Raw genomic sequence first — 13,488 nt, forward strand, 5'->3', positions numbered from 1 at the left:
AGCGAGGGAGATATTACGAATGCATGTCAGAAAAATGTAGTATATAATAGAGGTATCTTTAAAAAATAATAAAGCTACTAACTTGTATAGATAGACTCTTCTGTGAGCATTTCTCACTGTTACTTACATCCACAACGTTACACTGCATCATTATTTTTTTATCCAGTTTCACCGGTTCATATTAAACCCCTTATTACTATCGTCATATGAAATATAAAGAAAGGGATGAACGACTTTGAGTTTTTTATGGACTAAAAGAGTCAAACTGTTAGAGTTATTCGTGTTAAGCGTCTTAACCGTTTTAGGTATTGGCTCACAGTTTTTCTCCAATTTAGCATATAGTCTTAATCAAGGACTATTACAGACTGCATTTGGCTTAGGTTCCAAGCAGCTCATTATACCCTCTATTATAGGGAATTTTTCTTTTGCCCTAGGCATACCGTTGGGCCATGTCTTTACCCATAAGTTGGGTACCAAAAAGACATTTATCTTTTTCACCTCATGCTTCTTAGTAAGCTCGATTATCGGAATTGTCTCATTTGATATTTATTCACTATCTATTTCGAAAACAATCCAAGGATTTAGTACAGGAATCTTATTCTTTACGTTATTACCTAAACTATTCCAAGCATTTCCTAAACGCTATAAGAATGTATTCTTATTATTAGTTATAGTGGGATTATTTGGTGCGAATGCATTAGGTGGCATATCAGGTAGCTACTCATTAGAATTAGATAGATGGAAATGGATATTTGTCATTAACATTGTTTCAAGTATCTTATGTCTTATTCTTGGCCCAAGATTCTTAAATAATGCGGATAAAGCACCGGAGAAAGAAGAAAAAGGTATACCTTGGCATATCGTATTTTTAGTGCTAACTACAATCACCATTAGCGTACCGATGATTATGTTAACACAACAAAGCCATATCACGTTTCTAAGTTATATTTTCTTATTAATTGCCGTATTGTTTTTCGTTAATTTCGTGTACTTGAATATGAAATCTGATGCACCAATTATGTATTTTTCAACGCTATTTAAGAAGAAACCTATTGTCGGTTCAGTCATGGCAATTTCATCTCATTTAACACTCTTAGTGGGTATTGCCGGCATTAATGTTTTCCTTTTAAAAGCATTAAAATTACCGTTCGAAGTAACAGAGAAATTCTATCTTTACTTCTTTATCGGGGTTATCGTCACAGGATTTATTAAAATGTTGTTCTACAGTTCCATAGGTGCCGGTATATTAGGTACAGTCGGTGCTACTTCATTGATGTATGTCAGCATACACTGGATTGTATTAGAACATTCAGTCAACGTTAATCTACTCTACCTACACGGTTTCTTATTGGGCTTTGGGACAAGCATGACGTTACTTAGTGGCGCCATGGCAACGTTACTTGATGGCGATTTAAAATACGCCTCAAACCGTTCCGTGACGATGCATAGCATTAGAAACTTTTTATCAGCGTTATTAGTGCCAATCGTGACGTATATTTTAAAAGATGATATCCAAAAAGGCCTGCAAACATTGTATTCAGGTTATACCACACACATCACGAACAAGTTCGTCTTAACGCAAAAAATTCAAGACGTCATTATCCATTCGAATCAGAAGATATTTACGTTAATGCTTATTTTTAACATCGTAATGTTAATCTCATCTATCATTCAAATCTTCTTAGGAAAAGGACGCAGAATCACACCTAAATCTTAGAGAAGAATTAAAAATGGCACCATAACTTATATCAAAAGACCTTTATCGAGAGCAATATACTCTCCATAAAGGTCTTTATTTTAATTCTATACTTGCATAATGTTGAATTTTTTGTAGGGCATACTTAATATTTTCTTTATTTTCAAATGCGTATGATAGTCGAACGGTGTTAGCTTTACCCCCATAAATAAAACCTGGATTAAGCAATATTTTTTCTTTATTAATCAGTTCAGCAAAGAGCTTTTTAATATTAATATCTCCTCTAAAAGTTACCCAGATAAAGAAACCACCTTTAGGTATATCCCATGTCACAATATCGCTAAAAGTGTCATTTAAAATGCTTAACATATAATCACGCTTATCTTTTAAAATTGTCCTTAGTCTACTTACATGATCATCATACTCTCCAGACGTTAGTAATTCATAAACTACCATTTGCGATAATATGCTAGAACCATAATCAATTTGCATTCTAATGTCGGCTAATTGTTCAATTACTTTTTCAGAAGCAATCAACCATCCAATCCTAATAGCTGGAGCAATTGACTTTGAAAAACTACTTATATGAAGGACATTACCCGTGTTATCTAGAGATTTAATCGGTTTAAGGGGCGGTTCATCAAACCAGATGTCTCTATAAATATCATCTTCAATAATTGGCATATTATGTCGTCTACTATAAGTAATAATCTCTTCTCTACTTCTACGTGACAACGATTGACCAGTTGGGTTATTAAACGTTGGATCGATATAGAACGCTTTTTCTTTATTACTGATAGCTTGATTCATGGTATATAATACTACTCGTTTAGCTAGAAATACCTCAGATTTATTAAATATTGTCGAAGAATTGTATGAGATTAATGTTGAATTTTTTAGTCTAACTGAAAAAATAGAAATTGCGAGCTCCACAGGTAAGTTGATGCTCCAAATCTTAGCGAGTTTCGCAGAATTTGAAAGAAACGTTATTGTAGAAAACGTGTTCAATGGCCAAAGACAACGTGCTATTGAAGGTTATTACCAGGGTAATTTACCTTTAGGCTATGATAAAGTACCTGACAGTAAAAAAGAGCTCATGATCAATTAACATGAAGCGAATATTGTTAAATATATTTTTGAGTCATACGCTAAAGGTCATGGTTATCGTAAGATTGCGAACGCATTAAATCATAAAGGTTATGTGACTAAGAAAGGGAAACCGTTTAGTATTTCGTCCATTACTTATATCATCTCAAACCCTTTTTACATTGGAAAGATACAGTTTGCGAAGTATAGACACTGGAGCGATAAGAGGCGAAAAGGACTCAATGAGGAACCAATTATCGCTGATGGTAAGCATGCACCTATTATTGATAGAAACTTATGGGATAAAGTGCAATTTAAACGCAAAGAGAGTCGTAAAAAACCACAAGTTCACGGTAAAGGGACAAACCTACTGACTGGCATTGTAAAATGTCCGAAATGTGGCGCAGCAATGGCCGCAAGTAATACAACCAATACGTTAAAAGATGGCACTAAGAAAAGAATCAGATATTACTCATGTAGTAATTTTAGAAACAAAGGTTCAAAAGTTTGTTCTGCGAATAGTGTTAGAGCCGATGTCATTGAAAAATATGTTATGGACCAAATACTTGAAATTGTCAAAAGCGATAAAATTCTCAAACAAGTTGTCGAACGTGTTAATCAAGATAGTCAAATTGATATGGCTGCACTTAACCATGATATTGCTTATAAACAACAACAATTTGATGAAATTAACACTAAACTTAAAAATCTAATTCAAACCATCGAAGACAATCCAGACTTAACATCTGCACTCAAACCAACCATTCATCAATATGAAACACAACTCAATGACATTACAAACCAAATGAATCAACTCAAGCAGCAACAAAACCAAGAAAAACCATCTTACGATACGAAGCAAATATCCAACATCTTACGTCATATATTTCAAAACATAGAATCAATGGATAAAGCACAACTCAAAGCATTATACCTTACGGTCATTGAACGTATTGATATTCGTAAAGATGGAAGTCATAAAAAACAATTCTTTGTCACACTCAAGCTCAATAATGAGATTATTAACCAACTTTTCAATAATACCTCTCTCGACGAAGTGCTCATCAGCACTTCGTCTTTATTTTTGCCTCAAACACTTTTTCTTCAAATCTAATAACTATGTACTGTCCTTTCGTCATTCAATAACACTCATCTAACAAATATCTTCAACATGATACCAAGTCATGGTTCAATGTGAAGCTTATATTGATATGACGAAAGAACATCCCAAAATAAAATATGGGTGGGATAGTAAAGGGATTGGATAACTTCATGTAGGAGAAGGATTACGCAAGCGTAATCCCGAAATCCCATTATTATTTATAAATAAATAATATAAAAAGAAAAAATAAGTCGTAATTACATCTACATATCCAAATGATCTATAAATATATAGCTATATTTCTCGAAAAATGAGTGGGATAATGGGATTTCCTTGTCATACCAACAATTGTGACGACTTTCGATTGGGATACTTTCTATATTTCGGTGGGATTTCTAAGCGAAACAAATGGTATTTCAAACTTATATTATCAATAAGATGTATCACATGCACACATCCATCAAATACATTAGGAGGTCATAATAATGACACTAGAACAACAACTCAAGCACTATATAACCAACTTATTCAACCTGCCAAAGGACGAAGTGTGGCACTGCGAATCTATCGAGGAAATCGCTGATGATATCTTACCCAATCAATATGTAAGACTTGGCCCACTCAGTAACAAAATACTTCAGACTAATACCTACTACTCTGACACACTTGACGAAAGTAATATCTATCCTTTCATTCTCTACTATCAGAAACAACTCATAGCCATCGGTTATATCGACGAAAATCACGATATGGATTTCTTATACCTACACAACACTATCATGCCTCTTTTGGATCAACGATACTTACTAACAGGAGGACAATAAAATGCATAAATATATCAAACTAACACAATTAGTCATCACTATCCTAAGCGAAATCATTACATGGATGAAAGAATCAGAACGAAAGGAAAACGCTTATGAATAAATATATAACACGGGGGATTGCCAATAGATTACCTATCTCCTTACAAAAACAATTATGGCAACTCGTCTCTGAACGTGAAAACGAACAGTCCAAGGAACTAGAAGCAATAGATTACTTTCATATCTTCCAGTTCAACATGCATAATGATCAATTATATATCAAACACAAACAAGAACGTCCTGAGTACATCAAAACACATAAAGCTAATTATTCAAAAGCTATCAATTTATCTAAAAATGTTTTTAGTTAAACTTTTATATAGATTAATTATAAATGCACACTTTTGATTACAACAGAAACAATTCAGTAAAACAGTATATATAAGCTATAATTTTAAAGTTTCATATCCATTTCTAAGTGTTCTATTTTTATTTTTTACATAATTAAATTTTTAAAATATCATATTAGCCTGATGTAATTTATTAAAAAGCATCACTATGATAAAAATATAACTTTACTTCTTATCAATCTCATATAGTATGAGATGTTCAAAATTCCTTTAAGTAGCGGCTGAAAAACCGCATCATTTATGATACGCTTCTGCGTATCGGTTAATGATGCGGTTTTTAATTAACGTCTTTTTGTTATAAGTCTTAAAGAATATTAAATAAACAACATCATTTTTCTTAACTGAAACGAAAGAACGACAAATTCCATACTATTACATTGGAATTTGTCGTTCATTTATTTATTAGAAGCATATATTTTACAGACTTCTAAATTAATTGTTACAACAACAATTATTATCCTGTTGCTCTTTTTCATTTTTCTCTTTTTTTTCTTCAATTTCTACAGAACAACAAGATTGTTCCTGAGGTTTTAATTTTTTTAATACGTCTTTGACTCCCATTATCTCACCTCCTTTAAATAACGATGTTCACCATCAAACCTGTAGAAATAGCTACAACTAAAATGGCGATAACGAATGAGATTACAAATTTTTTCTTGAATAGTTTCGATAATAATACAACTTCTGGAATACTTGCACCAGCACCACCAATGATCAAAGCAACAACTGTCCCAAGCGACATTCCTTTTGAAGCTAATGCTTCAGCTATAGGTAACATTGTTTCAGGTCTAATATACATAGGAATACCTATAATAGAAGCAATAAATACGGATATAATGCCACCACCACTCGCATATTTAGTAATATATGTTTCGGGTACAAAGCCATATATAAAAGCACCAATAAATACACCGATAAATAAGTAAGGAATCATTGGATATAAGAATGCTCAAGCATCATTTAATGCTTGTTTAAAACGAGATCCATTTTTATTAGCAAAAAACCCATCGCCTTTAACATTTACACCTTTATAACTTTTAGATAAATTCATTTTTGAAAATACTAGACCCGTTAAGACACTAAAGATTGCTAGTACAATAAAATAAACAACAGCAACTTTCCAACCTAATAAGGCCCATAACATAAATATCATTAATGGATTCATTAAAGGTGACGCAATTAAAAAACTCATTGCTGGACCAAAAGGTACTTTAGAATTTAATAGACCTGCAAGTATTGGAATAGTTGAACAAGAACAAAATGGTGTCATCGCACCAAAAGCCATTCCCAAAATATAATTAATAGCTTGATTAGGTTTACTTAAAAAGTATTTTATTTTTTCTTCTGAAACTATCTGTTGGATGATACTTACAATAAAGCTCACGATGATAAATAGTATGAATAGTTCAAAAAACAACATCACAAATGTTTTTATAAATTCCATAATTGAATCTAACATGAGTATAATGCCTCCAAATTTAATTAATCAATATTTCTTGATGTATTAATCAAAAAAAATTGATTAATACATCATTAAAAAAGATACTTAAAGTATCTTACAACAAGTATCTTCATTTAAAACAACCTGTATTTGCTGCTCATTAATTTTATAATAATTCCATGTGCCATGCTTTTCAGCAATAAGAACATTTGCATCTACTAATTTTTTTAAATGATAAGAAAGTTTAGATTGTTTTATATCTAATAACTCTTCTAAATCACATACACATAATGATTTATTGAAGCTTTGGCTAATTTGATTTAGTATTTTTAATCTGATTTTATCGGCAAGTGCATTAAACATATTTTCATAAAAGTCAAATTGTTGATCTTCACTCATATCAGTCTTTGCTTTAATAACTTCCATAAAAGATCATCCTTTTTATAATATTTCATTGAGTTTATATTATCTTTATTTCAATTCTTGAATTGCTTGTTTATAGTTATTTTTTGTTGATTCGCCATACTGATTAATGTTCCCTTTAAAGAACTCCTTTTCCATATATATTGTAGCTTCTTTTAAATTGATTTCTCTTGATAGCATAACAAGATTTAAATAACTTACAAAATAACCAACAGTTAAAGTACTTGCATGGTTTACTCGCAATCAAGCACGCCTCCTTATTGTCAACGTAGTTTTATATCATTTAATACATCAATTTTTTTTGATGTATTAAATATAAATCAATATCCATATTATCGCAAGAAAAAAACTATAATTTTTACATAAACTTAGGTATTGCTCACAGAAATATTAAAATAATTTTTTTATAAATTATATTATTAAGAATTAAATTTAATGAAGTTTTTAAAGCTCAAATAAGAACATAGACATTAATCTATATAGATGTTAATCTATAATCGTAAATTAATTAATGAGGTGAGTATAATGTTAAATATTGAAATATACGAAGAAGCTATGTGCTGTTCTACTGGCGTATGTGGTCCAGAACCGGATGAAACACTAATAAAAGCGAACCAAATCAATGAATATTTAAAACAAAATCAAATAGAAGTTCAACGTTATAATATGAACAATAATCCGAATGAATTTATTAAAAATAAAGAAGTTATTCATTTAATTCAAGAAAAAGGTAATGAAGTTTTACCAATCACTTTTATAGAAGGAAATATAGCTAAAACGGGCGCTTATATTACTCAAGAAGAAGCAGATGAAATTATTACAGTTAATCAAATGAGAAATGGAGAATGCTGTGGTGGAGATGGATGCTGTTAAATACTTAAATAAATTGAACTTAGATAACATTGAGTTAACAAAATATTTGTTTTTTACTGGTAAAGGCGGCGTAGGCAAAACGACGATATCAAGTTTTATTGCTTTAAACTTAGCAGAGAATGGAAAAAAAGTAGCTTTAGTAAGTACTGATCCAGCTAGTAATTTACAAGATGTATTTCAAATGGAATTATCTAATAAATTAACTAAATATCAACCTATACCTAATCTCTCTATAGCCAATTTTGATCCGATTGTTGCTGCAGACAATTATAAAGCACAATCTATAGAACCTTATGAGGGTATTCTACCAGAAGATGTGCTTTCTGAGATGAAAGAACAGTTAAGTGGTTCGTGTACAGTTGAAGTAGCAGCATTTAATGAATTTACAAATTTTTTATCTGATAAAACTTTAGAACAAGAATTTGATTTCATTATATTTGATACAGCTCCAACAGGTCACACCTTGAGAATGCTTGAATTACCTTCTGCATGGACAGATTATTTAAATACAACGAGTAATGACGCTTCTTGCCTAGGGCAATTATCAGGATTGGATGAAAATAGAGATAAGTATAACTTAGCATTGGAAAAATTACGCAATCCAAAAGATACGACAATGATGTTAATTGCTAGACCTAGTCACTCTTCTATATATGAAATTCAAAGAGCGCAAAAAGAATTACAACAACTGTCAATTTCTAAATTCAAAGTAATCATTAACAACTATATAGAAGAAAGTTACGGTTTAATTTCAAGTCAGATGAAATTAGAACAAGATAAAAATATTAATCATTTTACTGAATGGTTAAATAACAATCATGCTTATTACGTTCCATATAAAAAGCAGAAAGAAGAAGGTATAGAAAGTTTAACTAATCTATTAAATGATGATAACTTAATTGAAAATGATGACTTTATTGTTGAAGATCATCCGCAATTCAATAAATTAATCGATGAAATTGAAAATAGTAAAGTTCAATATTTATTTACAATGGGAAAAGGTGGCGTTGGTAAAACGACAGTAGCAACGCAATTAGCTACAACGTTATCTAATAAAGGATATCGTGTTCTTTTAGCAACTACTGACCCTACTAAAGAAATTAATGTTGAAACTACAAGTAATTTAAATACTGCTTATATTGATGAAGAACAAGCATTAGAAAAGTATAAAAAAGAAGTACTAGCCACAGTGAATGATGATACACCACAAGACGATATCGATTATATTATGGAAGATTTAAAATCACCTTGTACAGAAGAAATAGCATTTTTCAAAGCCTTTAGTGACATTATGGAGAATCAAGACGACATGGATTACGTCATTGTAGATACAGCTCCTACAGGCCATACCTTGCTGTTACTTGATTCTAGTGAAAATCATCATAGAGAATTAAAGAAAAAATCAACTCAAACTACCAGTAATGTTGAAACATTATTACCTAAGATTCAAAATAAAAATTTAACACAGATGATAATCGTAACACTAGCAGAAAAAACACCTTATTTAGAATCTAAACGTTTAGTAGAAGATTTAAATAGAGCTAATATAGGCCATAATTGGTGGGTCGTTAATCAATCGTTAGTTACGCTAAATCAACGTGATGACCTTTTTAGTAACAAAAAAGAAGATGAATCATTTTGGATAAACAAAATTAAAAATGAAAGTTTTGATAATTACTTTGTCATACCTTATCGAATATCAGAATATTAATGTTATTGATTATAATAAGACCTAGAGTCTACTTTAAACCAGTTAATAATTTAGGAGTTAAGCAAGTATATAATTTATCAAGTGACAATAAAAATTATTAACGAAATAAAAGATTTCAAGTAGAAAGGGAGAAAAAATTGAATTATAGTGAAATATCGCAATACTTGAAAGTGATGGCTGATAGTAGCCGTCTTGAAATATTAGATTTGTTATCTTGTGGTGAATTATGCGCTTGTGATTTATTAGAGCATTTTTCTTTTTCTCAACCCACATTAAGTCATCATATGAAAGTATTAAAAGACAATAATTTAATTACATCCAGAAAAGATGGTAATAAAATTTTATACAAATTGAATCATGACGTATTGGATAACGTTACATCACGACTCACTCTATTGAGTTCCTGTACTGTCCCATGTATATGTGAAACAGTAGAGAAAGGTGAGTGTTAACAATGACGATATTAGCAATCACTATTTTTATATTAACGTTAATTTTTATCATATGGCAACCTAAAGGTTTGGATATTGGAGTTACAGCTTTAATCGGTGCTGTTATTGCTATCATTACAGGTGTCGTTAGCTTTTCAGACGTACTAGAAGTTACTGGAATTGTTTGGAATGCGACGTTAACCTTTGTCGCTGTTATACTCATTTCATTAATTTTAGATGAAATTGGATTTTTCGAATGGGCGGCTATACATATGGTCAGAGCTTCAAATGGTCATGGCTTTAAGATGTTTGTCTACATTATGTTGTTAGGCGCTATTGTAGCAGCTTTCTTTGCGAATGATGGAGCTGCATTAATTCTCACTCCAATCGTGCTCGCTATGGTAAGAAATCTTGGGTTTAATCAAAAAGTCATTTTTCCTTTTATCATTGCAAGTGGATTTATTGCAGATACTACATCTCTCCCATTAATTGTAAGTAATTTAGTAAATATTGTTTCTGCTGACTACTTCAATATTGGATTTATTGAATATGTAAGTCGTATGATTATTCCAAATATATTCTCTTTAATAGCAAGTATTGTGGTATTATGGTTATATTTCAGAAAAGTTATTCCTAACCATTTTGAAATTAAAAATCTTAAAACACCTAATCAAGCCATTAAAGATCCAAAATTATTTAAGTTTTCGTGGATTGTTTTGTCAATCTTACTCATTGGTTATATAATTAGTGAATTTATTCAAATTCCAGTATCGTTAATTGCTTGTTTGATTGCATTTATATTTACTGTATTGGCCTATCAATCGAGAGTAGTAAATACGAAACAAGTGATTAAAGGCGCACCTTGGAATATTGTGCTTTTTTCTATAGGAATGTATTTAGTTGTATTTGGTCTAAAAAATGTTGGTATTACTGCACTATTAGCTAATATGCTATCAAGCATATCAAACTATGGATTGTTTAGTAGTGTGATGGGTATGGGTTTCATATCCGCATTCCTTTCAGCCATTATGAATAATATGCCTACCGTATTAATTGATGCAATTGCTATTGGACAATCTGCAACTACTGGTTTAATCAAAGAAGGCATGATTTATGCCAATATCATTGGCGCAGATTTAGGACCTAAAATCACACCTATCGGCTCCTTAGCAACACTACTATGGCTACACGTTTTAACACAAAAGGGAGTAAAAATTTCGTGGGGCACATATTTTAAAACGGGTATTGTTATCACGATTCCTGTTCTTTTTATCACATTAGTTGGTTTATACGTTACACTTATTATATTTTAAAAAAGAGGTGTCAATGATGACAAAGAAAATAATTTATTTTATATGTACAGGTAATTCATGCCGTAGCCAAATGGCTGAAGGCTGGGGTAAAAAAATCTTAGGAGATGAATGGCAAGTATATTCTGGAGGTATTGAGGCACACGGTGTAAATCCAAAAGCAATCGAAGCTATGAAAGAAGTTGGAATTGATATATCAAATCATACTTCTAATTTAATTGACAAAAATATACTAAACCAATCCGATTTAGTAGTAACTTTATGTAGTGATGCTGACAATAATTGTCCTATATTGCCGCCGAATGTAAAAAAAGAACATTGGGGATTTGATGATCCAGCAGGCAAACCTTGGTCAGAATTCCAACGTGTTAGAGATGAAATCAAAACCGCCATTGAATCATTTAAAACTAGATAAACTTTAAGCGTCTCAATATAATTGGGACGCTTTTTTATTATTAATTATTTTATACTTTTTGATTTATCTCCAGGATTAGTCATTTTTCTTATCTATTTATTTATAGTTTATTGTATATTTAGAGAAAAATAGAAAGGAATTTAAGAATGTTTAAAGTTAATAAAGATGAAAAGCAGCTAGTTAAAGCAATAGTTCAATTACTTAATATAGCTTCTGAAAATTTAGAATTTAACGAAGAAGTATTCATTAGCTCAAACCAAATGCTAAGTGAGCCATTTATCACTAATAAAATATGCATTGAAATAAAAGATGATTTCAAACATGTTATCAATCAATATGGCGCACACGCTGGTTCTGTCTTAATACTTAACCGATTATTCGACGCTTTATATCAATTTTTAAAATATAATTACGATCAATAAATGCTAGATGAACAATTCGAACAGGTAAAAGAAGAAATCGTATCATATTTTATTGATAAAGAAAGCGTTACTCGTTACTTAGAATATTGCTTACTACAAGATAACTTAATTAATTTAAGTGATAAAGAAATAAAAAATATAAAGATAGCCATTACTTTTGGTGGATCAAAGGAATTTTTAAACCATCGATTTCATTTAACTCCTATTGTAAATAATATTGAATCTGTTGTTGCAAGATTAAAACAACTCCCCCAATCTAATAAGAAAAACGCAAAAACTTACAGCCAATATGAAAATATTCGATTAAGCAAATTAACTAAATATTTAGCTGATACTAGTGAATTCAATTCAAATGGTCATTTCTATAGCGATACTAAGCTTAAACGAAAAGATATTCAAATAAGCTATTATGCGACGATGAAAAGTTATATTAGCTCAACCTCATCAATAGAAATGCCTACTAAGAAAGACCTGGATAAGGATATTGATAATTTAATGAAGCATGTTGCTAAAGAACAAGATAATGACTTTACTAAAGCATTTTATACATTTAATGATACTTTACTAATAATAACCAATTGTATGGTCAATAGGTTATTACCTTCTAACACGTATTGGCAATTATTAAATCACAATAAAACGCTTTTATCTAAGTATGACAATTCTAAAGCATCACTCAATCATACTTTATCAGAAACATTTATTGACACATTACTTACTTCTAATAACTCTAAAGAACTACTCAATAAAGATTTTTCTAAAGTAGTTGAGCTACTCTCAAATGTAATACCTAAGCATTTAATTATTTTAATAAATAGTGCTACTTATAGTTTAGAGGAGCTTTTAGATGAAGATTTTCTTGATAATTATAATCATAATTTAATATTTCATTTCAAAAAGAGACCCTCTTACTATCCTTTACATCAAGTGTTTAAAGATTTTTATATTTATTACTTTAAAGGATTCAATGATTTAAGAACATTAGCAAATTACACTCGAATTTTAATAAAGGAGGAAATGTACAACAGTTATACTAGAAACAAGTGCTTTGATATATTTGAATTTAATGATTATTTACATACTAAAATTAACAACTTTAATTTCAAAGATATAAAATCTAATAGTAGTAAAGATAATACTTCTCAATCTCTAAGTATTAATCAGGATAAGCTATTTACGAGTTTAAAGCATATACATTCTAAGAGCACATTTTCATTATTTGATGACGTTAATTTTTTAAACATCTATAAATCAAAACTAATAAGTAGTCGTAAATAAAAAAATTTCAATATTTTTAATTAATAGGCTGATAACCGATTTCTTAGTAAACACTCATTAAAATTTCACATTAATCAATTAGTG

At 30.4% G+C, this 13,488-nt stretch carries 13 protein-coding genes and 3 pseudogenes; 11 read left to right on the forward strand and 5 right to left on the reverse strand.

From position 1 onward, the window contains the following. The first annotated feature begins 235 nt into the window (after positions 1 to 235). Positions 236 to 1,717, forward strand: a complete 1,482-nt coding sequence (locus SBL15_RS07770; RefSeq protein ID WP_053016928.1) for an MFS transporter — start codon at positions 236 to 238, stop codon at positions 1,715 to 1,717. 75 nt (positions 1,718 to 1,792) lie between these two features. Here the strand turns inward: SBL15_RS07770 and SBL15_RS07775 are convergent, their stop codons facing one another. Next, a complete protein-coding gene (locus SBL15_RS07775) occupies positions 1,793 to 2,506 on the reverse strand; it encodes a PLP-dependent aminotransferase family protein (protein ID WP_107525795.1) in 714 nt (237 codons plus the stop codon). Here SBL15_RS07775 and ccrB point away from each other — a divergent pair. From ccrB to SBL15_RS07790, 3 genes and pseudogenes are all read left to right on the forward strand, one after another. Then, positions 2,505 to 3,896: pseudogene (gene ccrB, locus SBL15_RS07780) on the forward strand (cassette chromosome recombinase CcrB); the annotation flags it as partial. The gene SBL15_RS07775 and the pseudogene ccrB sit on opposite strands and share 2 nt — an antisense overlap. Positions 3,897 to 4,369: 473 nt before the next feature. Beyond that, positions 4,370 to 4,708, forward strand: a complete 339-nt coding sequence (locus SBL15_RS07785) for an SAUGI family uracil-DNA glycosylase inhibitor (protein ID WP_053016926.1) — start codon at positions 4,370 to 4,372, stop codon at positions 4,706 to 4,708. A gap of 95 nt (positions 4,709 to 4,803) precedes the next feature. Further along, positions 4,804 to 5,046, forward strand: a pseudogene (locus SBL15_RS07790) (DUF960 family protein); the annotation flags it as partial. Between the two features lie 486 nt (positions 5,047 to 5,532). On the opposite strand, the gene SBL15_RS07795 reads toward SBL15_RS07790, so the two are convergent. The 4 genes and pseudogenes from SBL15_RS07795 to SBL15_RS07810 all read right to left on the reverse strand — a co-directional run bounded on the left by SBL15_RS07795 (position 5,533) and on the right by SBL15_RS07810 (position 7,207). Then, positions 5,533 to 5,661, reverse strand: coding sequence for a hypothetical protein (locus tag SBL15_RS07795; protein ID WP_002449516.1), 129 nt, complete (start codon positions 5,659 to 5,661; stop codon positions 5,533 to 5,535). A gap of 13 nt (positions 5,662 to 5,674) precedes the next feature. Continuing rightward, a pseudogene (locus tag SBL15_RS07800) lies at positions 5,675 to 6,559 on the reverse strand (permease). 87 nt (positions 6,560 to 6,646) lie between these two features. After that, entirely contained in the window at positions 6,647 to 6,967 is a 321-nt protein-coding gene (locus SBL15_RS07805; RefSeq protein WP_002449352.1) for an ArsR/SmtB family transcription factor, read from the reverse strand. 45 nt (positions 6,968 to 7,012) lie between these two features. Next, positions 7,013 to 7,207: a hypothetical protein gene (locus SBL15_RS07810; protein ID WP_002441924.1), complete on the reverse strand. Its 195-nt coding sequence runs from the start codon at positions 7,205 to 7,207 to the stop codon at positions 7,013 to 7,015. A 282-nt stretch (positions 7,208 to 7,489) separates the two neighbouring features. Between SBL15_RS07810 and arsD the strand changes: the two genes are divergently transcribed. The 7 genes from arsD (at position 7,490) to SBL15_RS07845 (ending at position 13,404) form a co-directional block, all read left to right on the forward strand. After that, entirely contained in the window at positions 7,490 to 7,837 is a 348-nt protein-coding gene (gene arsD / locus SBL15_RS07815) for an arsenite efflux transporter metallochaperone ArsD (protein WP_317953490.1), read from the forward strand. Beyond that, positions 7,824 to 9,548 (forward strand): arsenical pump-driving ATPase, encoded by a 1,725-nt coding sequence (arsA, locus tag SBL15_RS07820; protein WP_317953595.1) that lies wholly within the window; start codon positions 7,824 to 7,826, stop codon positions 9,546 to 9,548. Before arsD ends, arsA begins: the two co-directional genes overlap by 14 nt. A gap of 137 nt (positions 9,549 to 9,685) precedes the next feature. After that, a complete protein-coding gene (locus SBL15_RS07825; protein ID WP_039984126.1) occupies positions 9,686 to 10,000 on the forward strand; it encodes an ArsR/SmtB family transcription factor in 315 nt (104 codons plus the stop codon). 2 nt (positions 10,001 to 10,002) lie between these two features. Then, on the forward strand, positions 10,003 to 11,292 hold the full coding sequence (gene arsB / locus SBL15_RS07830; protein WP_317955667.1) for an arsenite efflux transporter membrane subunit ArsB: 1,290 nt from the start codon (positions 10,003 to 10,005) through the stop codon (positions 11,290 to 11,292). 16 nt (positions 11,293 to 11,308) lie between these two features. Next, positions 11,309 to 11,704, forward strand: a complete 396-nt coding sequence (arsC, locus tag SBL15_RS07835; RefSeq protein WP_002484920.1) for an arsenate reductase (thioredoxin) — start codon at positions 11,309 to 11,311, stop codon at positions 11,702 to 11,704. A gap of 146 nt (positions 11,705 to 11,850) precedes the next feature. After that, on the forward strand, positions 11,851 to 12,126 hold the full coding sequence (locus tag SBL15_RS07840; protein ID WP_317955670.1) for a hypothetical protein: 276 nt from the start codon (positions 11,851 to 11,853) through the stop codon (positions 12,124 to 12,126). Continuing rightward, complete coding sequence (locus SBL15_RS07845; protein WP_317955672.1) at positions 12,127 to 13,404, forward strand: hypothetical protein; 1,278 nt, start codon at positions 12,127 to 12,129, stop codon at positions 13,402 to 13,404. Positions 13,405 to 13,488 lie beyond the last annotated feature (84 nt).

It is taken from the genome of Staphylococcus sp. NWU MKU2 (genome assembly GCF_033283605.1).
GTDB lineage: Bacteria > Bacillota > Bacilli > Staphylococcales > Staphylococcaceae > Staphylococcus > Staphylococcus haemolyticus.